The following is a 25,959-nucleotide window of genomic DNA, read 5'->3' as shown; positions in this document are numbered from 1 at the left end:
CCTGGAGCTGACTCCAACCCGCAGGCTTTCCTCTGACCTATTGAGAGGAAAGCTCCATGTCTGCATCGACCCGCTACACAAACGGCCTGGCCAAGCTCGAAGAAATTGACGGCGAAGCCGGGCGCAAGGTCATCGACAGCCTGCAAGCCATCGCACCGGACCTGGCCCGCTACGTGATCGAGTTTCCCTTCGGCGACATCTATCAGCGCCCCGGCCTGGACCTCCCCCAGCGCGAGCTGGCGACCGTGGCGGCGCTCACCGCGCTCGGCCACTGCCAACCGCAGCTGGCGGTGCACGTTCACGGCGCGCTGAATGTCGGCTGCACGCCGGAGCAGATCGTCGAAGTGGTCATCCAGATGGCGGTTTATGCAGGCTTCCCGGCGGCACTCAATGGCATGCACACCGTCAAGGCGGTATTCGCCGAACGAGGTTTGCTGCCGACCGGCAACGCCAACGAATGACCAACCGCCGGGCTTGCCCTTGCTGCAGGCGCGGCTCAGTTCGGCGGCGCCTCGCTCAGCAGTGCCTTGCTGATCGCCTGGCCGACCTGTTCGAACAGGCTGCCGGCTTCCTTGCCCTCGTCCAGGCCTTCGGCGCAGGCCACCACGACGATCGCACGGTGCTCGTCCTGCGGCTCGATCACGCCCACATGGCAGGCGCGTTCCAGCTGCGTGCCGGTCTTCTGGATGAAGGGCACGTCCTCCGGTAGCCCGGCCTCGAGCCGGTAGTTGTCGTAGGAATCGAGCTTCATGAAGCCATACAGCAGATCGCGGCTCTCGGCCGACAGCAGTTCCCCGCGCACCAGTTTTTCCAGCATCGTGCCGTAGGCCACCAGGCTGCTGGAGTTGAGCTGGCGGGCGTAGTAGCGCTCGTAGGCCTGCTCCATGCTCGCCGCCTTCAATTCGTCCTGCTGCAGATTGAGCACCCGCGCCAGCGCATCGTAACGCGGCTTGCTGAACGGGGCTGAGGCCAGCTCCACCAGCTGCATGTTGTCCAGCCGGGCGGCATCAGGATGTACCTCGCCGTATACGTCGCGCCGCACCTGGGTAAAGCTGGTGATGGCCTCGAAGTCGCCGCCCATGCTCTTGCGGGTGCGCTGGTTGAGCGCATCCTCGCCGACCAGGCGGATCAGCATGTTGGCGGCCGTGTTGTCGCTTTCGATGAGCATTTCCTCGAGCAGGTCGCGCAGCGAGTAATCGACGCTGTTGTCCTGCCAGACCAGATCGCCGGAGCCGTCCACCTTGTCCTCCGCCTCCAGCGTCAGCCGCTGATCGAGGCGAAACTCGCCATCATCGACGCCCTGCAGCACGGCCAGAGCGATCGGCACCTTCACTGCCGAGCCCAGGTACCAGAAGCGCTCGGCGTCGTAGCGCAGCTCGGCGTCCTCGCCCAGATGCTTGATGTACACGCCGAGCTTGCCCGGCGACGCCTCGTCGACCCGACGCAGCTCCTGCTCCAGCCCATCCTTCCAGGTCGCCTCGGCCTGTTCGGTGCAGGCCGTCAAGCCGGCCAGTGGCACCAGCAGTGCGCCCAACGCCATCAATCTGCTCATCTTCGAATCAACCCCGCTGCGGCGACGGCCTCGCCGGTGCCACGCAATGCCCGCTCGGCCTGGGTGGTGGAGGCCACCCCGCGCACGCAGGCGACAATGATCAGGCGCTGGGACGTCGAGTTCGCCGCGCCTGGCTGGTCCACCAGCCCGGCATCGCAGATGCGCGCGCGCTGGGTGCCGGTCTTGTGAGCGAGCACGGTGCCGGACGGCAGGCCAGCCTTGATTCGCCGCGCGCCGGTCTCGACCCGGCGCATCACGCTCAGCAGGTACTCGGTGCTCGCCGGCCCCAGCGCGGTGCCGGCATCGAGTGCCGAGAGCAGATCGCCATAGGCCTTCAGCGTGCCGGAATTGAACGGCGTGGCGTAGTAACGCTCGTAAGCCTCGCCGAGGCTGATGGGCACCAGCGCGCTGCGCTCCACGCCGATCAGCCGCGGCAGCAAGGCCAGGCGGCCGGCGTCGTTCGGCTGCCGCTTGAGGGCGAGAAAATCCTTACCGGACAGCGTGCGCGCCGCCGGATGCAATTCGCCGTAGATCAGCCGTCGCACATCGGCCAGGGTGGTGATCGGCCCGAAGCCCTCCGGCACCAGCTCGCGGGTAACCGCATTGACCTGGTCGATGCCGACCAGCCTGATCAGCATGTCACTGGCGGTGTTGTCGCTGTGGATCAGCATCTGGTCCAGCAGATAGCGCACGCTCAGGGCCTTGCCCGGCGCATGGCGGTTGGTCGGGCCGGCACCGTCGACGTAGTCGCTGGCAAGCAGGGTCACCGGGCTGTCCAGCGTCAAATCGTCCTGCTCGACACGGCGCAGCACGGCGATGGCAATCGGCACCTTGACCGTCGAGGCCAGGTACCAGGCGTCTTCGCCGTGGTAGGAGACCGAGATGCCGGTCTGCATGTCCTTAACGTAGACGCCCAGTTGCCCCGGTGTCTGCCTGTCCACCTGGGCCAGACGCGCCAGTAACGGGCCGCTCCATTCGATGCTGTCCTGCGCGACGGCGCGCTGGGCAAGCGGCAATGTGATCAGCAGCAGACATAGAACGGCGAGCGGTGAACGTAGCGGGGCGGGCAACAACATGGGCCTCCGGATCGATGGTGCATTTCCCACCTATCCGACCACCGGCGCCGGCTGCCGTGCACCGCGTCCCGATTACCGGTGCGGCGCAACCGCTGGCGTCGATGCGAGTCCGATGACTATCAACCGACACAGGAGCGGGCTGTGGCGCGCACCGAACATTTCATCGGGCTGGAGTGGCTGCGCTTTCTGCTGGCCATCTACGTCGTGCTGTTCCATACCGTGCACGCCTACGTCGAAGACGAGCCGACCTGGCTCTCGGAGCTGGCCGGCGTCGGCTTCTTCGCCACCAGCAGCTTCTTCGTCCTCTCCGGCTTTCTGCTGGCGCACGTCTATTGCCGACAGGGCGAACTGCGCGAGCCGGCGCGGCATTTTCTCGGCAAACGCCTGGCCAACCTCTACCCGCTGCACCTGTTCTCGCTGCTGCTGACGGCCATCGTGCTGACCATCATCGCCAAGCTAGGCATTCCGCCGGACGACGCCAAGGCGAGCCTGCGCTATGTGGTCTACGACACCAACGAGGAGCTCAGCGGCGAGGCCCGCGACGCCCTCGAGTACTTCATGAACAACCGCGAGCTGGCGTTCAACTTCATTCTGCAGCTGCTGATGCTGCATGCCTGGAACCCGCTGTACCTGACGTTCAACCCGCCGCTGTGGTCGATCTCCACGCTGTTCTTCTTCTACCTGTGCTTCCCGCTGCTGGCACCGCGCCTGATGCGCCTGCGCCACAAGGGCTGGTGGCTGCTGGCAATCGCCGCGCTCTACCTGCTGCCGCCGCTGTGGGCGATCCAGCAGGATGCCTACGGCATCCCCGTCACCGGCATGCTGCACCGCATGCCGCTGCTGCGGCTGCCGGAATTTCTCGCCGGCATTCTGCTCTGCGGGCTGTTCCGCGAATGGCGAGCGGCCGACGGGCAACTCGGCATCGCAGCACGGCTGGCGCTGGGGGCCTTCGTGCTGGCGAGCTTTCTGGCCACGGTGTGGCTGCTCAAGGGCGAACGCTACTGGTACTTCCTGTTGCACAACGGCCTGCTGCTGCCGGCGCAACTGGCGCTGGTCTGGCTCTGCGCGCTGATCGCCACGCCACGCAGTGCCGCAGTGGTCGGCTGGTCACAGCGCCTGGGCGCGGCCTCGTTGCCGCTGTTCGTGCTGCATGTGCCGGTGTTCATCCTCTTCTCGCGCTCGGAGAAGCTGCTCGGGGCACTGTCGGCCGAATGCCTCGAGGACTGGACGGATTGCGTGGCTCAGGCGGGGGAACTGGCGCTGACGCCGGCCTTCTATCCGCTGTATCTGGGATTGTGCATCGTGGTGTGCGTGCTGGCGCAGGAGCGAGCGGTGGTGCCGGTGAGGCAGTTCCTGCTGAGGCGGGTATTGAAGGTTTGATGCAGGGGCGCGTGAAGTCGCATGCCCACGCGCGCCAGAACAAGCGAAGAAAGGATCACAACCGACAATCTACAGGCAACACGGACCCCAACCCCTCCGAACGCGTAGCGTCCAAACGGCGCGCCCACCACGGCGCTGCGTGGGGGCACGATCAGCGGCTCCAGCTGACGCAGCCGCTAGGCGGGCCGAAGCCCACCTAGCGCGCCGGCGACTACAGCAATTTATCCAGGGTAATCGGCAGGTCCCTAACCCGCTTGCCGGTCGCGTTGTAGATCGCATTGGCCACTGCCGCCGCCACGCCGACGATGCCGATCTCCCCTACTCCCTTCGACCCGAGATCGTTGACCACCTCGTCGTGCTCCTCGACGAAGATCACGTCGACCTCCGGAATGTCCGCGTTCACCGGGATGTGGTACTCGGCGAGGTTGTGGTTCATGTAGCGGCCGAGCCGGTGGTCGATCAGCGTCTCCTCGTGCAGCGCCTGGCCGATGCCCCAGACCACGCCGCCGACGATCTGGTTGCCGGCCGTCTTCGGATTGACGATACGGCCCGCGGCAATCGCACTGACCACGCGACTGACCTTGATGGTGCCAAGGTCCTCGTCGACGCGCACCTCGACGAACACCGCCGAATGGGTCGCGGTCGCCCAGGCGTCGCGCTTCTCGTCGGGCTTGACGCTGGCTTCGGCGTCCAGCGCCCCGCTGACCTGGACGATGTCGCGCAGCGCCACGGCATGTTCGCCGGTTTTCAGCCGCAGCTCGCCATCGACGAACTCCACCGCGTCCAGATTCGCCCCGGTAAAGGGCGAAGCCGGCGACTGCTGCACGGCATCCAGCAGCTTCTGCCGCAGGCCGGCGCAGGCGCGTTGCACCGCGCTACCGACCGAGGACACGGTGGCCGAACCGCCTTCCAGCGGCGCCTGCGGCAGGCTGGAGTCGCCGAGACGGAATTCCACTTCGCTCATCGGCAGGCCCATGGCGTCGGCGGCGATCTGGGTCATCGCGGTGTAGGTGCCGGTGCCGATGTCGGCGGTGGCGCTGGTTACCAGCAGCCTTCCGTCCGCGTCGAGACAGGCGCGAGCGGAGGCCGGCATCTGCATCGCCTCCCAGACACCGGTGGCCATGCCCATGCCGACCAGCTGATGGCCGTCGCGCAGACTGCGTGGCTGCGTCGGGCGCCGCGACCAGCCGAAACGCTCGGCGCCCTGCTGGTAGCAGGCACGCAGTTCCTTGCTGGAATAGCGCTTGCCCTCGTTACCGTTGGTCTCGGTGTAATTGCGCAGGCGCAGCTCCAGCGGATCGATACCGACTTCATAAGCCAGCTCGTCCATCGCGCACTCCAGCGCATAGACGCCAATGGTCGCCCCCGGGGCGCGCATGTCCAGCGGGGTATAGACGTCGAGCGGCGCCAGACGGTAGCCGAGGCGCACGTTGTCGCAGGCGTAGAGCATGCCGGACCACTCCACCTCGTGCTCGGTGAAGTCCTCGAAGCGCGAGGTCTGGCCGATGGCCCTGTGTTCGATGGCCTGCAGCCGCCCGTCACCATCGGCGGCGAGCTTGAGCTGCTGCACGGTGCGCGGGCGATAGCCGAAGGTGAACATCTGCTGGCGGGTCAGCTCGACGCGCACCGAGGCCTTCAGCTTGAGCGCGGCCATAACCGCCAGCGGCAACTGGTACTGCGGGCGCAGGCCGGAGCCGAAGGCACCGCCGACGAAGGGCGCGAGCACGCGAATCTTGCCCTCCATGTCGAACACCTGCTCCAGGTAGCGTTGGCAGTTCTGCACGCCCTGGGTCTTGTCGTGGATCAGCAGCTCCCCGCCCGGCTGGTACTGGACGATGGAAGCATGCGGTTCCATGGGGTTGTGGTGTTCCACCGGAGTCTCGTACTCACGGTCGATGCGATTTGCCGCCGCCGCGAACGCCGAGTCGAAATCACCACGCGGCTCGGGCAGCTCGGCAGGCGCATCGTGGGCCTGATCGCGCACGGCCTGCAGATCGGTCTGGTGCGCCTCGCCCTCGTATTCGACTCGCACCAGGCTCGCCGCATGGCGCGCCAGGGCCTGGGTCTCGGCCACCACCAGCGCCAGAGGCTGGCCGCTGTAGAGCACGCGGTCGTTGTACAGCGGGCGGAACGGCGAGCCGTCGGCTGCGTCGTCGTCCTCGTAGGGCTCGTCGTAGCTGGCCACCGGCGGGCGGTTCTGATGGGTAAGGACCAGTCGCACGCCGGGCAGCGCCTCGGCCGCGGCGGCATCGATGCGCGTGACTCGGCCACGGGCGATGCGGCTCGAGACCACCGCGCCGTAGAGCAGCCCCGGCACCTCGGCTTCGGCGGCATAGCAGGCCTTGCCGGTGACCTTGAGCGGGCCGTCGACACGGTCCAGCGGCTTGCCGAGTGGAGAGTTGGCGCTGTTCATCGGACGGTTCCTCCGGCGGCTTCGGTGAGCGCGCGCACGATGGCGCGATGGGCCAGGTCGATCTTGAAGGCATTGTCGGCAAGCGGTTGCGCACCTTGCAGCAGGCGATCGGCCGCCGCGGCGAACCTCGCCGGCTCGGCGCGCTGACCACTGAGCAGGTCTTCGGCCTCCTCCAGGCGCCAGGGTTTGTGCGCCACCCCCCCGAGCGCGATACGCCCGCGGCGGATGATGTTGCCATCCATCTCCAGCGCCGCCGCGACGGACACCAGGGCGAAGGCGTAGGACGCGCGGTCACGCACCTTGAGGTAGGCGCAGTGGCTGGCGAAGCCCTCCACCGGCAGTTCGATGGCGGTGATCAGCTCGCCCTCGGTGAGCACGTTGTCCAGCTGCGGCTGGTCGCCGGGCAGGCGGTGAAAGTCCACCAGGTCAATGCGCCGCTGGCCATGTGGCCCTTCGATATGCACCCGCGCGTCGAGCGCCGCCAGCGCGACGCACATGTCCGAGGGATGCACGGCGACGCACGCCTCGCTGGCACCGAGGATGGCGTGGATGCGGTTGCGCCCGTCGCGTGCGCCGCAGCCGGAGCCCGGCTCGCGCTTGTTGCACGGGGTGGCGGTGTCATAGAAGTAGTAGCAGCGGGTGCGCTGCAGCAGGTTACCGCCGGTGCTGGCCATGTTGCGCAGCTGCGGCGATGCGCCGGCAAGAATGGCCTTGCTCAGCAGCGGGTAGCGCTGCTCGATCTGCGGGTGCCAGGCCAGGTCGGCGTTGCTCACCAGCGCACCGATGCGCAGGCCACCCTCGGCGGTCTGTTCGATCTCGCGAAGCGGCAGGCCGTTGATGTCGATGAGCTGGCCCGGATGCAGCACGTTTTCCTTCATCAGGTCGAGCAGGTTGGTGCCACCGGCGATATAGCGGCTGTCCGGCCCGTGCAAGGCGATGGCCTGGTCGATACGTTCGGGGCGCTGGTAGCTGAACGGCGTCATTGCGCACCCTCCTGGCCACGTAGCGCCGGCAGCGCCTCTTCGATGGCGGCGAGGATGTTCGGATAGGCGCCGCAGCGGCAGAGGTTGCCGCTCATGTGTTCGCGGATCTCGTCGCGGCTGCTGGCGCGGTGCTCGGCCGCGAGCCCGGCCGCCGAGCAGATCTGCCCCGGCGTGCAATAACCACACTGGAAGGCATCGTGCTTGACGAAGGCGGCCTGCAGCGGGTGCAGCGCCTCGGTGCTGGCCATGCCCTCGATGGTGGTCAGACGCGCGCCGTCGTGCATCACCGCCAGGGTCAGGCAGCTGTTGATGCGCCGCCCGTCGAGCAGCACCGTGCAGGCGCCGCACTGGCCGTGATCGCAGCCTTTCTTGGTGCCGGTCAGGCCGAGCTGGTCGCGCAGCAGGTCGAGCAAGGTGGTCCAGGGTTGCACCTGGAGCTCACGGCGTTCGCCGTTCAGCTCCAGGCTGATGGTGCAGGTCTGGCCTGCAGCTGAAGAATGTTCGCTCATGGCGGCCTCACGGTTTGGGCATTGGTGTGCGCTGTCCGTGCGTCTTGGGGTACGACTGGCGTGGCGCCGAAATCGTTCAGCTCCCTCAGCGGGGTCCGGAGCATCGCCGTGCAGGCTTATCGGATCAGCACCGCCGGCGATCGTCCGGGTGGTCGATGTCCTGCAACACGCCGGGGTCGTCCACCTCCAGCTGCTGCACGGCATGCCGGGCGAACAGCGCCTGGGCACCGCGATCGCCATCGAGCTGCAGCAACCGTTCGCGATAAGCGCCACCAATCCCGCGCGGATGGCCTGGCCGCCCCTGATGGACAGGCACCACCAGATTGCCGTGGTCGATCGCCGCGACGATGGCCCGCAGGGTCGCTGGCTGGACATAGGGCATGTCGCCCAGCGCCACCAGCCAGCCGCGGGCCACCGGTGCATGGGCGACCGCCTGGGCCAGGCTATGACCGAGGCCACGGGTCTCCACCAGCAGCCGCTCGCAGTCCCCGGCATGGGCGCCAAGCCAGTCGTGCAGCGGACCATTGTCGGCGCGGGTCACCACCAGCAGCCGCTCGGCGACGCCGCGCAGGTTCGCCAGCGTGGCGGCGAGCACCGGCGGCGCCGGCGCATCGCTGAGGCTCGGCGCCAGCAGCTTGTCTGCCCCGCCTATGGCGCGGTAGCGGCTGCCCTGCCCGGCGGCGAGCACGATGGCGCAGACACCGGCACCAGGCACCCTGCGCTCAGGCACAGCGCTGCTGCGCCGACAGGCTCGGCGCCAGGGCGCCATTCTTCAGCGCCACCACCTCGGCCATCAGCGACAGGGCAATTTCCGCCGGCGTGCGGCTGCCGATGGGCAGCCCGATGGGGCCGTGCAGGCGCTGCACCTGGCGCTCGCCAAGGCCCAGCGAGAGCAGGCGCGCCTTGCGCTTCTCGCTATTGACCCGCGAGCCCAGGGCGCCGACGTAGAAGGCTTCGGACTGCAGCGCGGTGAGCAGCGCCATGTCGTCCAGCCGCGGGTCGTGGGTCAACGCGACGATGGCGGTGTGCGCATCCGGCTCGATGGCCAGCACGGCGTCGTCCGGCATGCCGGGCACGAAGCGCACGGCGGCCGGATTCCAGTCGTGGGCATAGCCTTCGCGTGGGTCACAGATCAGCACCTCGAAGCCGAGGCCGTGAGCCAGGTCGGCAACATAGCGCGACAGCTGCCCGGCGCCGATCATCAGCAGGCGCCAGGCCGGACCGAATGGCGCGCGTAGGGTATGCCCGTCGAACTGCAGCACAGCCTCACGCCCGGCGGGCTGCAGGACGACCGCGCCGCTGGCCATGTCCAGCCGGCGCAGCAGCCGCTCGTGTGCGGCACAGCGCGTCAGGAGCTCGTCGATCCAGCCGGCATCGCGCAACGGCTCCTGCAGCAGGCGCAGGGTGCCGCCGCAAGGCAGGCCGAAACGCGCGGATTCCTCCTTGCTCACGCCATAGGTGATCAGCTGGCAGGTCGACGGTGGCTCATCGGCCATGACCCGGGCGAGCAGGTCGTCCTCGACGCAGCCACCGGACACCGAGCCCTCGACGCGGCCGTCGCCGCGCAGCGCCAGCAGCGAGCCCACCGGGCGCGGCGCGCTGCCCCAGGTTTCGATCACCGTGTAGAGCACCACCGCGTGACCGTCACGCAACCAGTCGCGGGCACGCCGCAGCACTGCCAGATCGACACTGTCCATCGCTTTCCTCGGATTCAGCCAATTGCCGCCGGAGCTTCCGGCAATGCAAGCAGTGACCGATGGGCTGCGTGGTTAGTTCGTCGCCGGCACCAGCATGGCCTCGGCCACCTCGCGCCGCTTGCCTCGTCCGGCCAGGCGCTCCACCAGGATCAGGGCGAATTCCAGGGCGGTCGCCGGGCCCTGGCTGGTGATGCAGTTGCCGTCCACCACCACCGGCTGATCGAGGAAATGCGTGCCGGTGAGGTTGTCGCTCATGCCTGGGTAGCAGGTCACCTGGCGGCCCTTGAGCACGCCGTAGGGGTGCAGCGCCACCGCCGGCGCGGCGCAGATCGCCGCGTAGTCCAGTCCGGCGCGGGCCTGCTGGCGTACGCGCTCGGCCAGTGGCTCCAGCTCGCCGAGGGTCTTCGCGCCAGGCATGCCGCCGGGCAGCACGATGAGGTCGAAGTCTTGCGCCAGCACATCGAGCAGCATGGCGTCGGCAGTGATCCGGGTGCCGCGCGCACAGGTCAGCATGCGCCGTTCCTCGGCGCTGGCCACCACCACGTCGAACTCGGCGCGGCGCAGCACGTCGATCAGGGTGACGGTCTCCAGGTCTTCGGAACCGTCGGCGATCGGAATCAGGACACGTTTGCTCATGGCGTTCACCTGCTCAATGGAAATTCAACCGCGCTGCCGGCCGGTGTAAGATGCCCGGCTTTTGCGACGACAGGCCAGCCGCCCGCCAGAGGCGACGGCCCCACACTTAACCGGCACAAGAGGATCGACCATGCTGGAAAAGCTGTTTCAACTCAAGGCGCACAACACCACGCTGCGCACCGAGATCCTGGCCGGCATCACCACCTTCCTGACGATGGCCTACATCCTCTTCGTCAACCCGAGCATCCTCGCCGAGACCGGCATGGACCACGGCGCGGTGTTCGTCGCCACCTGCCTGGCGGCAGCCATCGGCTCGGCGATCATGGGCCTGGTCGCCAACTACCCGATCGCGCTGGCACCGGGCATGGGCCTGAACGCCTTCTTCACCTACACCGTGGTGCTGACCATGGGTTACACCTGGCAGACCGCGCTGGGTGCGGTGTTCCTCTCCGGCCTGATCTTCTTCGGCCTGTCGATCTTCAAGATCCGTGAGTGGATCATCCACAGCATTCCGCTGGCCCTGCGTGCCGGCATTGCCGCCGGTATCGGCCTGTTCCTGGCGATCATCGCCCTGAAGAACGCCGGCATCGTGGTGGACAACCCGGCCACCCTGGTCGGCCTTGGCGACCTCAGCGCCGGCGGCCCGCTGCTGGCGTGCCTGGGCTTCTTCCTGATCGCCGCGCTGGCCTACCGCAAGGTCACCGGTGCGGTGATGATCGGCATCCTGGTAGTCACCGGCCTGTCGATCCTGCTCGGCCTGTCGCAGCTCAACGGCGTGGTGTCGATGCCGCCGTCGCTGGCGCCGACCCTCATGCAGCTGGACATCATGGGTGCGCTGGACATCGGCCTGATCAGCGTGATCTTCGCCTTCCTCTTCGTCGACCTGTTCGACACCTCCGGCACCCTGATCGGCGTGGCGCAGAAAGCCGAGCTGCTGGACAAGGACGGCAAGATGCCGCGCCTGGGCCGCGCCCTGCTCGCCGACAGCACCGCCACCATGGCCGGCGCGGCGCTGGGTACCTCGACCACCACCAGCTACATCGAATCCGCCGCCGGTACCGCTGCCGGTGGCCGCACCGGCCTGACCGCCTGCGTGGTCGCCCTGCTGTTCCTGCTCAGCCTGTTCTTCGCCCCGCTGGCCGGCGCCGTGCCGGCCTATGCCACCGCCCCGGCGCTGCTGTTCGTCGCCGTACTGATGATGAGCAGCCTGGCCGGCATCGACTGGGACGACCTCACCGTCGCCGCGCCGGTGGCCATCGCCGCGCTGGCCATGCCGCTGACCTTCTCCATCGCCAACGGCATCGCCTTCGGCTTCATCGCCTGGACCGCCATCAAGCTGCTGGCCGGCCGCTGGCGCGAGCTGAGCCCGGCGATGTGGATTCTCTCGGCGCTATTCGTGGTCAAGCTGGGCTGGTTCGCTGGCTGACGCTCCGTAAGGGTGGATGGCGCTTTTTCATCCACCTTTCACCCGGCGACGGTGGATGGATGAGGCGTCAACTGCGCGCCCCGATCCACCCTACGATTTACCTTCCTATCCAAGAGTCTTCATGAGCGCTCCGCAATTCGATCCCGCCACTTATGCCGCCCAACTCGCCGAGAAAGCCGCCCGGCTGGAGGAGCTGCTGGCACCGTTCGATGCACCGGCAGCCGAGGTCTTCGACTCGCCGCGCGAGCATTACCGCCTGCGTGCCGAGTTCCGCCTGTGGCGCGAAGACGGCCAGCGCCATTACGCAATGTTCGAGCAGGGCGACAAGCACAAGGCGATCCTGATCGACGACTTCCCCATCGCCAGCCGCCGCATCAACGAGCTGATGCCACGACTCAAGGCCGCCTGGCAGGCCTCGGAAGTGCTCAGCTTCAAACTGTTCCAGGTGGAATTTCTCACCACCCTGAGCGGCGATGCGCTGATCACCCTCGCCTACCACCGCCCGCTGGACGAGGCCTGGCAGGCCGAAGCCGAGCAGCTCGCCGCCGACCTCGGCGTCAGCCTGGTTGGCCGTTCAAAGGGCAAGCGCATCGTCATCGGCCGCGATTACGTGGAAGAACAGCTGGTGGTCGCCGGACGCCGCTTCCGCTATCGCCAGCCGGAAGGCGCCTTCACCCAGCCCAACGGCGAGGTCTGCCAGAAGATGCTGAACTGGGCCTTCGAAGCGCTCGGCGAGCGCGACGACGACCTGCTGGAGCTGTACTGCGGCAACGGCAACTTCACCCTGCCGCTGGCCACCCGCGTGCGCCGCGTGCTGGCCACCGAGATCAGCAAGACCTCGGTCAACGCCGCGCTGGCCAACATCGAAGACAATGGCATCGACAACATCGAGCTGGTACGCCTCTCCGCCGAAGAACTGACCCAGGCCCTCAACGAGGTGCGCCCGTTCCGCCGCTTGGCCCATATCGACCTGAAGAGCTACCAGTTCGGCAGTATCTTCGTCGACCCGCCGCGCGCCGGCATGGACCCGGACACCTGCGAGCTGGCCCGCCGTTTCGAGCGCATCCTCTACATCTCCTGCAACCCGGAAACCCTGGCGCAGAACATCGCCCAGCTGGCCGACACCCATCGCATCGAGCGCTGCGCGCTGTTCGACCAGTTCCCCTACACGCACCATATGGAATCCGGGGTTCTGCTGGTCCGCAAATGATCGGCGAGTGAACGTCGGCAACCCGTCGACGTTCCACATCCGTAACCATTCAGCCGTTACGGAGGTGCAACCATGCTGGTGTTCGAGCCGATCTATACCGATGGCCTGGCGCAGATCTCCTACCTGGTGGGCGACAGCAAGGCCGCGATCGCTGCGGTGATCGACCCTCGCCGCGACGTCGATGTCTACCTCGACCTGGCCCGTGAGAAGGGCCTGCGCATCGCCTACGCCATCGAAACCCACATCCATGCCGACTTCGTCTCCGGCGCCCAGGCGCTGGCCGAACGCAGTGGTGCCAAGATCATCGGTGGCTGCTCGCCGGACTATGCCTTCGAGCTGCGCCAGGCGGCCGATGGCGAGGTGCTGGAGCTCGGCCAGGTCAGCCTGGAAATCATCTACTCGCCCGGCCACACGCCAGAACACATTTCGCTGCTGCTGCGCGACGGCCAGCAGGGCGACGAGCCGTTCGCGCTGTTCACCGGCGACACCCTGTTCAACCTCGACGTCGGCCGCCCCGACCTGCTCGGCGAAGACAGCACCAAACAGCTGGCCGCACAGCTCTATGCCACCCTCTTCACTCGCTACCTGCCGCTCGGTGAGCGCGTCGAGATCTATCCCTGCCACGGCGCGGGCTCGGCCTGCGGCAAATCCATCGGTGATCGCCGACGCTCCACGCTCGGCAACGAGCTGTTGTTCAACCCGGCGCTCAACCAGCGCCGCAGCGAAAGCGAATTCGTCGACTGGCTGCTGACCGGGATGCCCGAACCACCACGCCACTATGCGCGACTCAAGCGCTACAACGTGCGGCCGGCCACACGCATCCATGGGCCGGCGCTGCCGCCGCCACTGTCACCGGAGCGTTTCGCCGAGCGCATCGCCGACAAGGAAGCGGTGCAGCTGGTGGACTTGCGTTCGATACTCGCCTTTGGCGGCGGCCATGTGGATGGCGCACTGAACATCGCATTGCAAAACGAGTTCGTCAGCTGGGCCGGCTGGATGCTCGATGACCAGCGGCCGATCTACCTGATCGGCGAAGACAGCCAGCAGGTTCAGCAGGCCACGCTGCAGCTCTATCGCATCGGGCTGGATCGTGTGGAAGGCTACCTACGCAACGGCATGACCGACTGGCAGAACGCCGGCCTGCCGCTGGCGCGCGTCGAACAGTGGACGGTGCACGAACTGAACCGTCGTCGCGTGGATCCGCAGGTGCAGGTGCTCGACGTACGCTCCCCCGAGGAAGTCGCACAGGGCCGTGTGCCTGGTGCCGAGCACGCCTTCGTCGCCCACCTGCCCGACGGGCTGGGGCAGCTGGACCGCAGCAAGACCGTGGCGACGTACTGCGGCAGCGGCTACCGCGCCTCGATCGCCGCGAGCATCCTCAAGCGCGAAGGCTTCCGCGACGTGGTGAACATTCCCGGCTCGTGGATGGCCTGGCAGCGGCATGATCTGCCGGTGGAGAAAAGCCGCTCCGACGAGTAAGGCGATGTCCTCCAGGCGTGCCCGCTGCATAGCTCGGGCACGCTGATTCACGCTTGGCCGGTTCCGCGCAGAAGCCGGCCGCCCTCCTTCCGCGGCTGTCAGTACTCCACCGCCAGCCGCGCGCTGGTCGGCACCGCCTGGCAGGCTAGCGTCCAGCCCTGGCGGACCTGCTGGTCGCTGAGCACCTGATTGCTGCGCATGCTCACGCTGCCCTCCACCACCCGACAACGGCAGGCCGCACAGACACCGGAGCGGCAGGCGCTGGGCGGCTGCAGCCCGGCCTGCTCCATGGCGTCCAGCAGCACCTCGCCTTGCGGCACATCCAGCGCATGCCGGCGGCCGTCCAATGCCACCTGCAGGCGGCTGCGCAGCGGCTGGCGCGGTTCGCCGAGCGGCACTGCGGGAACGGGCGCATCGAATCGCTCGACATGAATGGAGTCGCTCTTCACGCCAAGCTCGGCCAGCGCCACCGAAGCACCGTCCATGAACGGCTGCGGCCCGCAGACGAACGCCTCGCCCTGCGGCCAGTCGGCGATCTTCGCGGCGATCGCCGGCCCACTGGGCACGCCCTGCTCGGCATCCAGCCAGATACGCAGCTGCAGGCGCTCGGGATGGCGTGCGGCAAGATCGGCCAGCTCCTCGGCGAAGATCAGCGAGGCGGCATCGCGGCTGGCATAGAACAGGAACACGCGCCCGCGGCCGAGCTCGAGCGCCGCCTCGAGGATCGCACGCAGCGGTGTGATACCGCTGCCGGCGCCCAGCAACAGCAGGTCGCCGTCCAGATCATCCGGCACCAGGCGGCCGGCTGGCGGCAACAGCTCGATACGCTGACCCACTTGCAGGTTATCCAGCAGCCAGTTCGAAGCTCGCCCGCCGGGCACGCGGCGCACGGTGATGCGCAGCACGCCGTCGCTGCCGAGCGGTTTCGACAGCGAATAGCAGCGCAGCAACGGCCGCTCAGCGCAGGGCACGCGCAGGGTGACGAACTGCCCCGGCTGCGCGGCGAAACGCTCGCGCAGTTCCGCCGGCACTTGCAGGCTGAACGAGCCGGTATCGGCCGTCTCGGCCCGGCGCGAGATCACCGTCAGCGCGGCGAATACCGGCGTTTCGGAAACCGCGACCGACACCGGCGCGGCCGGTTCGGCCGGCTGGCGCGGGCCGCGCAGCATCGCCCAGGCGGCAGTGCGACGGAACAGCAAGACATAGCCGATATGCAGCGCGACCAGGGTCAGCGCCAGATTGGCGAAGAACTCGTGCACCTCCTCGGCATCGCCCAGCCAGCCGACGAAATCGAGGTCGCTGGCCGCACCGAACAGGTCCGGACCAACACCCAGCAGCACCGCCAGTACATCGCCGTTGTCCACCATGCCCAGCCCGAGCAGGCTGGCCAGGGCAAGGCTGAGCAGCGTGCCAAAGGTCAGCCAACTACCGACCGTGGTCAGGCTCGGTTTGCGCGGCTGCTGCCTGGCTGGCAGCAGGCGCGGAAAACCGCGCGGACGCAGCGGCGCAATCAGCAGGCGCAGCACCAACAGGGCGACCAGGCCGTAGCCCAGCCAGACGTGCAGCAGCTCGGCATCGTCGCCACTGAGGTAGACGGCGACGAAGAATCCGGCGAGCAGCCAGTGAAACAGGCGAAAACGCTTGAAGGCAGCCACGATGGCATCCTCTGGATGGGAAGTGCCACTTTTGTAAACCCACCAGCTGAAGCGAAACTGAATGCCATCGAACTGCCATATTCAGCTTCGCGTAAGGCATCAGGCCTAGGCTGCGCTCATTCCTCACTGGAGCGTGCCCCATGAAAACCCATTGGATCGTCCTGGCCTGCTGCCTGAGCCTACCGGCGCTGGCCGAAACCGAGCACCCGCTGCTGGCTGGCTACGCCGCCCAGGTCCGTCAGCAGGACCCGGCCTTCGCCGGCTTTTCCGCCGAGCGCGGCGAGGCGCTGTACGTCGCCGAGGAGCAGCGCAACGGCAAAACCATGAGCTGCACCACCTGCCATACCGCCGACCCGCGCCAAGCGGGCAAGACACCCGCACACCGCAAGGTCGACCCGCTAGCACCCGTGGCCAACCCCGAGCGCTTCACCAACCTGAAGAAGGTCGAGAAGTGGTTCCGTCGCAACTGCGACGACGTCTTCGCCCGCGAATGCACCGCCCAGGAAAAGGGCGACTTCATCGCCTGGATCACTGGATTGAAGTAGGAGTACGGCCATGAAACCCATCGTTGCGCTATCTACCGTCGCCGGCCTGACCCTGGCACTGACCCTGGCCGGTTTCAGCTTGGCCGATGACGATCACCACGAACGCAAGGGCTACAAACGGCCCAAGCGCCTGGCCGTGCCGAGCGACGCGCCGCTGGTGTGGAAAGAAGAATGCGCTGCCTGCCACATGCTCTATTCCCCGGGCTTGCTGCCTGCCGATGCCTGGCGCGAGCAGATGCGCACTCTGAGTGATCACTACGGCAGCAACGCCTCGCTGGACCCAGCGCAGGAAAAGGAAATCCTCGACTTTCTGGTCCGTGCCTCGGCCGCCAACCGCCTGCCGGTGGAACCATCGTCGACCACTGGCGAGCCGCCGCGCATCAGCCAGACGCGATGGTTCGAACGCAAGCACGACGAAGTCAGCGATGCCAAGTTCGCCCGCGAATCGGTCGGTGGCCGCTTCAACTGCGTGGCCTGCCACCGCGATGCCGAGCGTGGCGACTTCGACGATGACCGGGTGAAGATTCCGCGCTGAGCGACGGCCCGTGCGCCCGCTTTACTCACGCCAGAACACCCGGGCCGAAGCCGCTGAACCACGCCGCAACTCACCCCTCACGCGGCTGACGAGCGCCCGGCGCCGGCAGCACAACCTGCTGCCCGCCGCCGGCACGCGCCAGTTTCTGCCCGGTCTCTAGCTCTTCCCGCTCGCGGTCGCCCGCGCTATTGGCCAGCAGACTGGCGGTGGCAACCTGCAGATAGGCCTGCAGCTGGCGCAGCATCGGCGCTGTGCTGGCGGCGTCCGCGACCCGCTCGGCCGAGGCGTCGGCACCGAGGCGGTAGCGGTACAGCCGCGGTTCGAGGTCCTTGGGCTGGACCAAAATCTGCTCGCCGCGAATCATCGCCACGGTCTGGTCGCTGCCCGAGGGCTTGATGATGCCGAAGCCGGGATCGCGCTCGTTCAGTGCCAGCAGGTCACGGCCCCAGCACTGATGGCGCACCTCGCCACCGAGGCGGCCCATGATGGTCGGCACCACGTCGACCTGGGTGCCGACCACTTCGCGACGGCTACCGAACTGTTCGGTGACGCCGGGGGCGATCAGCAGCAGCGGCACATGGAAGCGGAACAGGTCCATCTCGGTGAGCTGCTCCGGCGCGCCGAAGCCATGGTCGCCAACCACCACGAACAGGGTGTCCTTGTACCAGGGTCGGCGCTTGGCCTGCTCGAAGAAGCGGCCCAGCGCCCAGTCGGAGTAGCGCATGGCGGTCAGGTGCGCATCCTGCGAGCCATGACCGCTGACCGCCGGCACTGGCAGCGGGTCCGGTAGCGCGTAAGGCGTGTGGTTGGACAGCGTCTGCAGCAATGCATAGAAGGGTTCGCCCGGTGCCAGGGCGCCGAGCTCCTGCACCGCGCGGTCGAACATGTCCTGATCGGAGACGCCCCAGGTCGGATCGGCCACCACCGGGTCGATATAGTCGTTGCGGCCGACGAAGCGGGTCATGCCCTGGTTGCCGAAGAAGCCCAGCTGGTTGTCCCAGGCAAAATCGCCGTTGTAGACATAGACATCATTGAACGCCCGCGCGCTGAGTAGCTGCGGCAGCCCGGAGAAGCGGTTGCCGCCTTCCGGTGACTGCATCAGGTACTCGAAGCCCGGCAGGTTGGGAAAGCAGGCCATGCTGGCGAACATGCCCTGGTGGGTGTGGGTGCCGTTGGCGAAGAAGCGCTCGAACAGCAGGCCCTCAGCGGCCAGGCGATCGAAGTTGGGTGTGATGCCGTCGCTGCTGCCCAGCGCACCGACATAGCGGCCGGCAAAGCTCTCCATCAGGATCACCACCACGTTGCGCACCGGCAGCCGACCGGCCTCCGGCGCCCGATAGTCGCGGCGCACGGCGGCCAGCTCCGGGTCGGCCAGCCGGTCATTGCCGGTCAACAGCAGCTCGCGGGTCACCGCCAGCGCCTCGTCCTCAGGCAGCACGGCCTTCCAGGCATTGTCGCGATGATCGGAATAGCGGTTCTTCGCCGCCTCGTAGAGCGTCAGTGCCGGGTTCAGGCCGAGCTGGTTGATGAACACCGAGTCGGTGGTGAAGGCATCGCCCCAGCGTAGCGGCGGGCCCTGGCGCAGGGTGCCGCGAGCGGCGACCACGCTGATCAGGACCAGCGCGACCAGCGTCGCACCGCGCCAGTGCCAGCTCAGCTGCATAGGTGCTGCCGATCGTTTGGTCAGCAGCCCAGCGCGTGGCCGGCAACGGCGGTCGAGCCAACCGAACAGCAGCGACCAGAGCAGGGTCAGCCCACCCCAGACACTCAGTAGCTTCAGCACCGGAAAGCCATGCCAGAGCATGCTCAGCACCGTCGCCGGGTCCTCGGCGAGGTACTGGAAGACCAGGCCGTTCAGGCGCTGGTGGAATTCCTGGTAGAAGTTCAGCTCGACCATGCCGAGGAGGATCACCAAGCTGGCGCAGGCAGCCAGCCAGAGCCGCTGCAGTCTGCGCGCGGCCATCGCGCGGCGACTGAGCACCGCCAGCGACAGCGGCACGCAGATGTAGACCAGCAGGCGCAGGTCGAAGCGCAGGCCGTTGCCGAAGCCTTCCAGCAGGGTGGCCGGCGAGGCATCGCCGAGCAGCTCGCGGTTGTACAGCAACAATGCCAGACGCAGCAGGGTGAACAGCATCAGCAGTGCGAGCGCGCTGCCGGCCATGAACAGCAGGTGGTGGCGCAGGCCGGGCTGGCCGGCCTGGGCGCGAGCGGTTCCATCGGTCATGGGAAATTCCTGGGCAACGGGAAGGGACTCAGAGCAGGATCACCGCCCAGACCAGGGCGATCAGCGTCATGGTCAGCAGCTGGGCCGCGCTACCCATGTCCTTGGCGCGCTTGGACAGCGGGTGCAGCTCCAGCGAAATGCGGTCGACGGTGGCCTCGATGGCCGAATTGAGCAGCTCGACGATGGGCGCCAGCAGCACCACGGCAATCAGCACGGCGCGCTCGACGCGGCTGACGTCGAGCAGAAACGCCAGCGGGATCAGCAGCAGGTTGAGCACCACCACCTGGCGGAACGCCGCCTCGCCGACATAGGCGGCCCGGAGGCCGGCGAACGAATAGCCGCCGGCGAGCCACAGCCGCGTCAGTCCGCTGCGCCCCTTGAGCGCTGCGCCATCGGCCACCGCGCGGTCACGCTCGGATGAGAGCTCAGATGACATCGCAGCGCACCTCACTGGAGGTGGGATGAGCGGCCTGCTGGTCGTGCCACTGTCGGGGCCATCCATCCGGGCGCCGGTGGAGAGCCTCCAGCGCACGCCGGTAGCCGGATCTGCTCGAGAACTCCAGCTGGGTGGAGCTTGATGTGGTCATGGCGAGCCATTCCGGTCGGTAACGGAACGCCAAACTAGCGAGACGCGAATCAACGCCTCGTCAAAAGAATGTGAAGAAAAAGTGAAAAGCAGATTGCCCCGCCGCCTCCGAAGGCGGGTGCCTTAGGCGGTAGGTACAGGCTCGCTGGCTTTACATGTACCGATATCGATCGGCGACGCGGCTATCAGGGATCACGGCAGGACCACGCTCCCCCGTGTTTTATCAGCGAAGTGAAAACGCTGTCGGGTAATCGCCACTGCACCAGCCCGCTGTCGATGCAACGCGCTCGCGGCGTCACGGAGCAGCACCCAGGAATGAGAACGCCCGGTCGACTCATCATCGACCGGGCGTTCGCATGTCTCAGCCGAGCAGTTCGCTGAACGGCAGGTACTGCACCAGCTCGCCTTCGGCGAGGGTGCGCTGGCATTCGACGATGGCCAGGCCATCCGCCCAAGTCGCCGAGGTCAGCATGGCCGAGCCCTGGCGTGGGAACAGACGCACCTCGAGCCGGCCATCGACCGCTTCGAGCCGCGCGCGCAGGAACTGCTGCCGCACGTTGGCCTTGCGCCAGGCGAAACCGGCCGGCAGGCGCAGCGGCGTGACCTGCACCTGCGTGCAGCCCTGGGCGCGCAGCAGGAATGGCCGAGCCACCACCAGCGAGGTGACCAGCGCCGCCGCCGGGTTGCCGGGCAGGCCTATCCACGGCGTGCCGTTGACTTCGCCGAAGGCCAGCGGCTTGCCCGGCTGGATCGCCAGACGCCACAGGTGCAGCTCGCCCAATTCGCGAATCGCCTGCTTGAGATGATCCTCCTCGCCCACCGAAACACCGCCCGAGGTGATGATCAGGTCGAAGCGGCTCGCCGCATCGGCCAGCGCGTCGCGGCTGGCGCCCAGATCGTCGATCAGGATCGGGTAGTCGTGCACCTCGCAGCCGAGGCTCTGCAACACGCCGAGCAGGCTGTAGCGGTTGGAGTTGTAGATCTGCCCGGCGTCCAGCGGCTCGCCCGGCTCGCGCAGTTCGTTGCCGCTGGACAGCAGCGCCACGCGCAAACGCCGGTACACCTTCACCCGCGCCACGCCGAAGGTCGCCAGCAGGCCGAGCTCCTGCGGGCGCAGACGCTTGCCGGCGTCGATCAGACGCTCGCCAGCCGCGGTTTCCTCACCCAGGCAGCGCACGTTGTCACCGGCGTTCACCGCCGGCAGCCAGATGCGATCGCCTTCGATACGGCAGTTTTCCTGGGCCACCACGGCGTCCGCGCCCGGCGGCAACGGCGCGCCGGTGAAAATGCGCACCGCATGCCCGGCCGGCAATTGCTGACTGGCGGCGTCGCCGGCGGCGATGCGTCCGGCCAGTGGCAGCGCACCGCCCTCGGCCGGCAGATCGGCGGCGCGCAGAGCATAGCCGTCCATCGCGCTGTTGTCCCAGGGCGGCACCGGAAAGCTGGCATCCAGCGGCTCGGCGAGCACGCGACCGAGGGCATCGCGCAGCGCGACCTCTTCCACCGCGGGCGGCGTCGGCACCCGCGCCAGCAGCTCGGCGATGGCCTCGTCGACCGGCTTCAGCCCGCCGGTATCGCAGCCGCAGGCGCTCATGAGCGTGGCCCGCAGTTGTCCACCGCGGCCGCCTTCAGGTGCGGGACGAAGTTGCAGGGCTTGGTACGGCTGTCCAGCTGCTCGACGAGAATCTTGTTCCAGGCGGTGCGGCAGGCGTTGGTCGAACCCGGCATGCAGCAGACCAGCGTGCCGTTGCTCATCCCGGCCAGCGCGCGGGACTGCACGGTGGAGGTGCCGATCTCGCTCAGCGATACATGGCGGAACAGCTCGCCGAAGCCATCGACGTCCTTGTCCAGCAGCGGCTGTACGGCCTGCGGGGTGTTGTCACGGGCGGTGAAGCCGGTGCCGCCGGTGATCAGCACCACCTGCACGTTTTCGCTGGCGATCCAGCTGCACACACGAGCGCGGATCTGCCAGATGTCGTCCTTGACGATGGCCCGTTCGGCCAGCGTATGGCCTGCGCTCTGCAGGCCGTCGATCAGCGCCTGGCCGGAGGTGTCGGTGTCCAGGTTGCGGGTATCGCTCACCGTGAGCACGGCGATGTTCAGAGGCTGGAATTCGGTGTTGGACAGGTGAGCCATGGCTCGAAACTCCCTTGAAGATGTGTGCGCAGGCTGCACCGGCGCCGCGGGCCAGCCCATTCCCCGTTGGAGGTAGGCGCGCGACAGGCGGTGCCGGCAGGTCGACCAACGCGCATGGCGTTGGTCAGCGAGCCTTGCGACAAGCCCGACTGCAACGCAGCGGGGCATGGGTCAGACCGGCAGTGCCGGCCGATGGTAGCGAATAAAACGGTCGGCCCGCAGCCCGTTCGGCGCGGGCAGTCAACCGCCGCTGGCGTTCATGAAGCGCAATACCTGGACCTCGCCGCCGCTGGAGAATTCGTGGCGCAGCGGTTTGCGTTGCAGCGCGGCGTGAATGGCGTCGATCACCGGCTGGTCGCTGGTCGGGTGGCGGCGCAGCAGTGCACGCAGGTCGATGGAATGCTCGTGGCCCAGGCACAGCAGCAGGCGGCCTTCCACGGTCAGCCGCACGCGGTTGCAGGTGGCGCAGAAGTTGTGCGAATGCGGCGAGATGAAGCCGATGCGCGTCTGCGGATGCTCCGGCAGGCGCACATAGCGCGCCGGACCGCCGCTCTGCTCGGCCGAATCGATCAGCGCGTGACGCTCGGCGATCAGCGCCTTGACCTCGTCGCTGGAGCAGAAGCTCTCGCCGCGCGAACGGCCGACATCGCCCAGCGGCATTTCCTCGATGAAGCTCAGGTCCAGCCCGCCGGCGATGGCGAAGTCCACCAGGTCGGCGACTTCCTCTGCGTTGCGGCCCTTCATCACCACGGCATTGAGCTTGATCCGCTCGAAACCGGCGGCGCGCGCCGCATCGATGCCGTCGAGCACCTGCTGCAGCTGGCCGGTGCGGGTAATGGCGTGGAATTTCTCGGCGTCCAGGCTATCCAGGCTGATGTTCAGCCGCTTGACCCCGGCCCGTGCCAGCGGTGCGGCGAGCCTGACCAGCTGCGAGCCGTTGGTGGTCATCACCAGTTCACGCAGACCGGACAAGGCCGCGATGCGCTCGCAGAGACCGACGATGCCCTGGCGTACCAGCGGCTCGCCGCCGGTGAGGCGGATCTTCTTCACGCCCAGCCCGACGAAGATGCGCGCGATGCGCTCCAGCTCCTCCAGACCGAGCACCTGCTGGCGCGGCAGGAAGGTCATGTCCTCGGCCATGCAGTAGACGCAGCGGAAGTCGCAGCGGTCGGTGACCGACATGCGCAGGTAGTCGATCTGGCGGTTGTGGGCATCGCGTAGTTGAGTCATCGATAACACCTCTGAAGCCTCGTAGGGTGGATGACACTTTTTCATCCACCGTGGGCCCGCGCGGTGGGTGGTGAAACACCATCCACCCGGCGCAGGACCAAGCCGACGTCATTGCATCAGTGGCGTTTCCGCGCCCTGCAGGTGGATGCCCGCGATGTTCGCCGCCCCCACCAGGTTCTGCAGGTACTGGCTGACGCCGATCTGCCAGACACGCTGGTTGAGCTCGGCGCGAATCGTTCCGGCGACGATCTCGTAGGGCAATTGCTCGCCCTCGATACGCTGGTCGACGAACACCAGGTGGTAGCCATAGCGGCTTTCCAGCGGCTGCTGGCAGAGGCCGACCGGCAGACGGAACAGCTGGCGCTCGAACTCCGGCACGGTCTGGCCCTTGCTGATCTGCCCAAGCGCCCCGCCCTGCTCCTTGGACGGACAGGCCGAATGCTGCAACGCGAGCTCGGCGAAGCGTTGCGGCGCCGCCTGTAGTTGCTGCAACAGGCCCAGCGCCTGTTCCCGCGCCAAGCTGCGCGCTTCGGCGTCATCTGCCGGACAGGCCAGCAGGATGTGCCGCGCGGCCAGCAGCGGCGCGCTGAAGAAGCGCTGACGGTTGCCGTTGTAGTACTGCTGACAGGCCGCCTCGTCGGCCAGCGGCAGCGGCACTTCCTGTTCGATCAGCGTGCGGGTGGCCGCTTCTTCCTCGCTTTCACCGGATTCAGCACGCACCACCAGGCCGAGTTCGGCGATGCGCTGCTGCAACAGCTCGCGCACCACCAGTGCCTGGGTCGCCAGAAAGACCGCGTCGTCGCGGCTCTCGGCGGGGTGATACTGCAATTCCTGGGCGATGGCCTGGGGCGCGATCGCCACCCCGTTGACCCGCACCCGCGGCCACTCCTGCTCGCTGCTGGCGATCAGCAGCGGCTCGCCGGAGGCCTGCTCCTCGGCGGGCTGGTGTTCTTCTTCATGCGGCAGCTCCTCGAACAGAGGGGCCTCAGCCGGCACTTCGATTTCCGGGCGGGCGCCGCCACCGCAGCCGCCACCACCCGTGCTTCCACCACATCCACAACCCATGATGATTACCTCGATAAGACGCTTGAAGCTTCGATCCGATCGACCAGACCGGCTGACGCGTGGGGCGTCAGCCGGCAAGAGTCATACCGGGCTCTTGCTCTTTGCCGTGGCAGGCACGGCGGACGGCACGGCGGTTTCGCGTACCGGTGCTTCGTAGGTGCGCGGGCGCTGCGGACGCGGCATGGCCGGCTTGACGCCCTTCTGCCGGACGATCTGGTAGCGCCGGCCCAGGTACCACACCGGCGCGCTGACGATGTGCACCAGACGGGTGAAGGGGAACAGCACGAACAGGGTCATGCCGAGGAACACGTGCAGCTTGTAGATGACGCTGACCGAGTCGATGGCGCCTGCGGCCTTGACCGGCTGCAGGGTGACCAGGCTCTGCGCCCAGGTGCCCAGCAGCACCATCACCGAACCGTCCAGGTGGCCGGTGGAGGCGACGATGGTCAGCAGACCCAGCACCAGCTGCGCCAGCAGCACGAACAGGATCATCACGTCGCTGGTGTTGGAGGTGGCCCGCACACGCGCATCGGTCAGCCGGCGATGGATCAGCATCACCAGGCCGATCAGGCAGAGGATGCCGAAGAAGCCACCGGACACCATCGCCACGATCTGCTTCTGACCGCTGGTGATGAAGTGGTGATAAAGCGCCTCGGGCATCAGCAGGCCGACGAAGTGGCCGGCCAGGATGAAGATGATGCCGACGTGGAACAGGTTGCTCGCCAGGCGCATGCGGTTGTTCGACAGCATCTGGCTCGAGCCGGCCTTCCAGCTGTATTGCGACAGGTCGAAGCGCGCCCAGCTGCCGATCAGGCAGATGGCCAGGGCGATGTAGGGGTAGACCCCGAACAGCAGGAAATTGAAGTTAGACATTGCGCACCTCCTGGGCGAGCGCGGCGGCCTGCCCGTCATGCTTGAAATCGGTCCAGTGCAGCGGCACCGGGCTTTCCTCGCGAGCCTTGCCCGGCCCGCTCGGCATGGATGGGCAGCGATCCTGCTGCTCGGCCTGGAGGAAGTTGACCTGCTCCTCCTCCCAGATCTTGTCCAGGGCCTCCAGCGAGTCGTCGCGCTCTTCGGCGGCAACCTGCTCCTGCAGACCGGCCAGGGCTTCCTGCACCGGCTCGCCGGCGATCTGCAGCAGTGCGGTGAAGCACGCGGCATGCGGGCTCTCGCGTTCCTGCAGACGGGCCGCCAGCAGGGCCAGCAGATGGGCGACATCGGCCAGCCCCTCGCGGGCCTCGAGGTCTTCGCGGGTGGCGAGGTACTCGAGGTACAGCGGGATGTAATCCGGCAGCTCGCGTACACCGATGGCAAAACCGGCCTCGGTGTACTGCGCCATCAGGTCGACCATGGCCTGGCCGCGATCGCGGGACTCGCCATGCACGTGCTCGAACAGGAGCAGCGACAGCGCGCGTCCGCGGTCGAACAGGTCGGTGTAGCGCTCCTGCACGTCCATCAGGTCGCCTTCGGTCAGCTCGTCGAGCAGGCGGCGCAGCGCGATGCGCTGCTCCGGGCTGATCTCGCGAGCCGAGCCGATGGCCTGGGCCAGTTCGGCATGGCCGTCGCGCAGGTGCTGGTCGGGATAGTCCAGCAGCAGGGAAATCACTTTAAGGATGCGCATG

At 67.4% G+C, this 25,959-nt stretch carries 24 protein-coding genes; 7 read left to right on the top strand and 17 right to left on the bottom strand.

Annotated elements, in window-relative coordinates:
- Positions 1-56: 56 nt before the first annotated feature.
- Entirely contained in the window at positions 57-461 is a 405-nt protein-coding gene (locus OUY36_RS04415; protein ID WP_230725314.1) for a carboxymuconolactone decarboxylase family protein, read from the top strand.
- Positions 462-496: 35 nt separating this feature from the next.
- Here OUY36_RS04415 and OUY36_RS04410 read toward each other — a convergent pair whose 3' ends face one another.
- Together OUY36_RS04410 and OUY36_RS04405 are read right to left on the bottom strand one after the other, a co-directional pair.
- The gene (locus tag OUY36_RS04410) at positions 497-1,552 is read right to left on the bottom strand and encodes a serine hydrolase (RefSeq protein WP_267936941.1); all 1,056 of its coding nucleotides are present in this window, start codon (positions 1,550-1,552) and stop codon (positions 497-499) included.
- Positions 1,549-2,628, bottom strand: a complete 1,080-nt coding sequence (locus OUY36_RS04405) for a serine hydrolase (protein WP_267936940.1) — start codon at positions 2,626-2,628, stop codon at positions 1,549-1,551. The genes OUY36_RS04410 and OUY36_RS04405 overlap by 4 nt, the downstream gene beginning before the upstream one ends.
- Positions 2,629-2,769: 141 nt before the next feature.
- On the opposite strand from OUY36_RS04405, the gene OUY36_RS04400 reads away from it, so the two are divergent.
- Positions 2,770-4,008: an acyltransferase family protein gene (locus OUY36_RS04400; protein ID WP_267936939.1), complete on the top strand. Its 1,239-nt coding sequence runs from the start codon at positions 2,770-2,772 to the stop codon at positions 4,006-4,008.
- A 211-nt stretch (positions 4,009-4,219) separates the two neighbouring features.
- Here the strand turns inward: OUY36_RS04400 and OUY36_RS04395 are convergent, their stop codons facing one another.
- The 6 genes from OUY36_RS04395 to OUY36_RS04370 form a co-directional block, all read right to left on the bottom strand.
- On the bottom strand, positions 4,220-6,421 hold the full coding sequence (locus OUY36_RS04395; protein ID WP_267936938.1) for a xanthine dehydrogenase family protein molybdopterin-binding subunit: 2,202 nt from the start codon (positions 6,419-6,421) through the stop codon (positions 4,220-4,222).
- A complete protein-coding gene (locus OUY36_RS04390; protein WP_230725319.1) occupies positions 6,418-7,404 on the bottom strand; it encodes an FAD binding domain-containing protein in 987 nt (328 codons plus the stop codon). The genes OUY36_RS04395 and OUY36_RS04390 overlap by 4 nt, the downstream gene beginning before the upstream one ends.
- The gene (locus tag OUY36_RS04385; RefSeq protein ID WP_230725320.1) at positions 7,401-7,913 is read right to left on the bottom strand and encodes a (2Fe-2S)-binding protein; all 513 of its coding nucleotides are present in this window, start codon (positions 7,911-7,913) and stop codon (positions 7,401-7,403) included. Before OUY36_RS04385 ends, OUY36_RS04390 begins: the two co-directional genes overlap by 4 nt.
- A gap of 124 nt (positions 7,914-8,037) precedes the next feature.
- Positions 8,038-8,628: a nucleotidyltransferase family protein gene (locus OUY36_RS04380; RefSeq protein WP_267938085.1), complete on the bottom strand. Its 591-nt coding sequence runs from the start codon at positions 8,626-8,628 to the stop codon at positions 8,038-8,040.
- 7 nt (positions 8,629-8,635) lie between these two features.
- Positions 8,636-9,610, bottom strand: coding sequence for an XdhC family protein (locus OUY36_RS04375; RefSeq protein WP_267936937.1), 975 nt, complete (start codon positions 9,608-9,610; stop codon positions 8,636-8,638).
- Between the two features lie 72 nt (positions 9,611-9,682).
- Positions 9,683-10,246, bottom strand: coding sequence for a DJ-1 family glyoxalase III (locus OUY36_RS04370; RefSeq protein ID WP_267936936.1), 564 nt, complete (start codon positions 10,244-10,246; stop codon positions 9,683-9,685).
- 130 nt (positions 10,247-10,376) lie between these two features.
- On the opposite strand from OUY36_RS04370, the gene OUY36_RS04365 reads away from it, so the two are divergent.
- From OUY36_RS04365 to OUY36_RS04355, 3 genes are all read left to right on the top strand, one after another.
- Positions 10,377-11,672, top strand: coding sequence for an NCS2 family permease (locus OUY36_RS04365; protein ID WP_063544223.1), 1,296 nt, complete (start codon positions 10,377-10,379; stop codon positions 11,670-11,672).
- Positions 11,673-11,793: 121 nt separating this feature from the next.
- Entirely contained in the window at positions 11,794-12,882 is a 1,089-nt protein-coding gene (gene trmA, locus OUY36_RS04360; RefSeq protein ID WP_267936934.1) for a tRNA (uridine(54)-C5)-methyltransferase TrmA, read from the top strand.
- 72 nt (positions 12,883-12,954) lie between these two features.
- Positions 12,955-14,361: an MBL fold metallo-hydrolase gene (locus OUY36_RS04355; protein WP_267936933.1), complete on the top strand. Its 1,407-nt coding sequence runs from the start codon at positions 12,955-12,957 to the stop codon at positions 14,359-14,361.
- Positions 14,362-14,459: 98 nt separating this feature from the next.
- Here the strand turns inward: OUY36_RS04355 and OUY36_RS04350 are convergent, their stop codons facing one another.
- Positions 14,460-16,016 (bottom strand): 2Fe-2S iron-sulfur cluster-binding protein, encoded by a 1,557-nt coding sequence (locus OUY36_RS04350; RefSeq protein WP_267936932.1) that lies wholly within the window; start codon positions 16,014-16,016, stop codon positions 14,460-14,462.
- Positions 16,017-16,156: 140 nt separating this feature from the next.
- Here OUY36_RS04350 and OUY36_RS04345 point away from each other — a divergent pair, with 140 nt between their 5' ends.
- Both OUY36_RS04345 and OUY36_RS04340 read left to right on the top strand, forming a co-directional pair.
- Positions 16,157-16,561 carry a DUF1924 domain-containing protein gene (locus tag OUY36_RS04345; RefSeq protein WP_267936931.1) on the top strand — a complete coding sequence of 135 codons (405 nt, stop codon included), beginning with the start codon at positions 16,157-16,159 and terminating at the stop codon, positions 16,559-16,561.
- 10 nt (positions 16,562-16,571) lie between these two features.
- On the top strand, positions 16,572-17,096 hold the full coding sequence (locus tag OUY36_RS04340; RefSeq protein WP_267936930.1) for a hypothetical protein: 525 nt from the start codon (positions 16,572-16,574) through the stop codon (positions 17,094-17,096).
- Between the two features lie 70 nt (positions 17,097-17,166).
- Here the strand turns inward: OUY36_RS04340 and OUY36_RS04335 are convergent, their stop codons facing one another.
- The 8 genes from OUY36_RS04335 to narJ form a co-directional block, all read right to left on the bottom strand.
- On the bottom strand, positions 17,167-19,320 hold the full coding sequence (locus OUY36_RS04335; RefSeq protein WP_267936929.1) for an LTA synthase family protein: 2,154 nt from the start codon (positions 19,318-19,320) through the stop codon (positions 17,167-17,169).
- Between the two features lie 28 nt (positions 19,321-19,348).
- Positions 19,349-19,756: a diacylglycerol kinase gene (locus tag OUY36_RS04330; protein ID WP_063544212.1), complete on the bottom strand. Its 408-nt coding sequence runs from the start codon at positions 19,754-19,756 to the stop codon at positions 19,349-19,351.
- 511 nt (positions 19,757-20,267) lie between these two features.
- Positions 20,268-21,500, bottom strand: a complete 1,233-nt coding sequence (locus tag OUY36_RS04325; RefSeq protein ID WP_267936928.1) for a molybdopterin molybdotransferase MoeA — start codon at positions 21,498-21,500, stop codon at positions 20,268-20,270.
- Positions 21,497-22,042, bottom strand: a complete 546-nt coding sequence (gene moaB / locus OUY36_RS04320; RefSeq protein ID WP_267936927.1) for a molybdenum cofactor biosynthesis protein B — start codon at positions 22,040-22,042, stop codon at positions 21,497-21,499. Before moaB ends, OUY36_RS04325 begins: the two co-directional genes overlap by 4 nt.
- 240 nt (positions 22,043-22,282) lie before the next feature.
- The gene (gene moaA, locus OUY36_RS04315; RefSeq protein WP_267936926.1) at positions 22,283-23,272 is read right to left on the bottom strand and encodes a GTP 3',8-cyclase MoaA; all 990 of its coding nucleotides are present in this window, start codon (positions 23,270-23,272) and stop codon (positions 22,283-22,285) included.
- 108 nt (positions 23,273-23,380) lie between these two features.
- Complete coding sequence (locus OUY36_RS04310; RefSeq protein ID WP_267936925.1) at positions 23,381-24,337, bottom strand: peptidylprolyl isomerase; 957 nt, start codon at positions 24,335-24,337, stop codon at positions 23,381-23,383.
- Positions 24,338-24,418: 81 nt separating this feature from the next.
- The gene (gene narI, locus OUY36_RS04305) at positions 24,419-25,210 is read right to left on the bottom strand and encodes a respiratory nitrate reductase subunit gamma (protein WP_267936924.1); all 792 of its coding nucleotides are present in this window, start codon (positions 25,208-25,210) and stop codon (positions 24,419-24,421) included.
- Complete coding sequence (narJ, locus tag OUY36_RS04300) at positions 25,203-25,958, bottom strand: nitrate reductase molybdenum cofactor assembly chaperone (protein ID WP_267936923.1); 756 nt, start codon at positions 25,956-25,958, stop codon at positions 25,203-25,205. The genes narI and narJ overlap by 8 nt, the downstream gene beginning before the upstream one ends.
- Between the last annotated feature and the right edge of the window lies 1 nt (position 25,959).

The sequence above is a fragment of the Stutzerimonas sp. R40042 genome, assembly GCF_026642215.1.
Classification (GTDB): domain Bacteria; phylum Pseudomonadota; class Gammaproteobacteria; order Pseudomonadales; family Pseudomonadaceae; genus Stutzerimonas; species Stutzerimonas frequens.
Note: the sequence above shows the minus strand (reverse complement) of the source record. Positions and strands in the feature narration are given on the sequence as shown.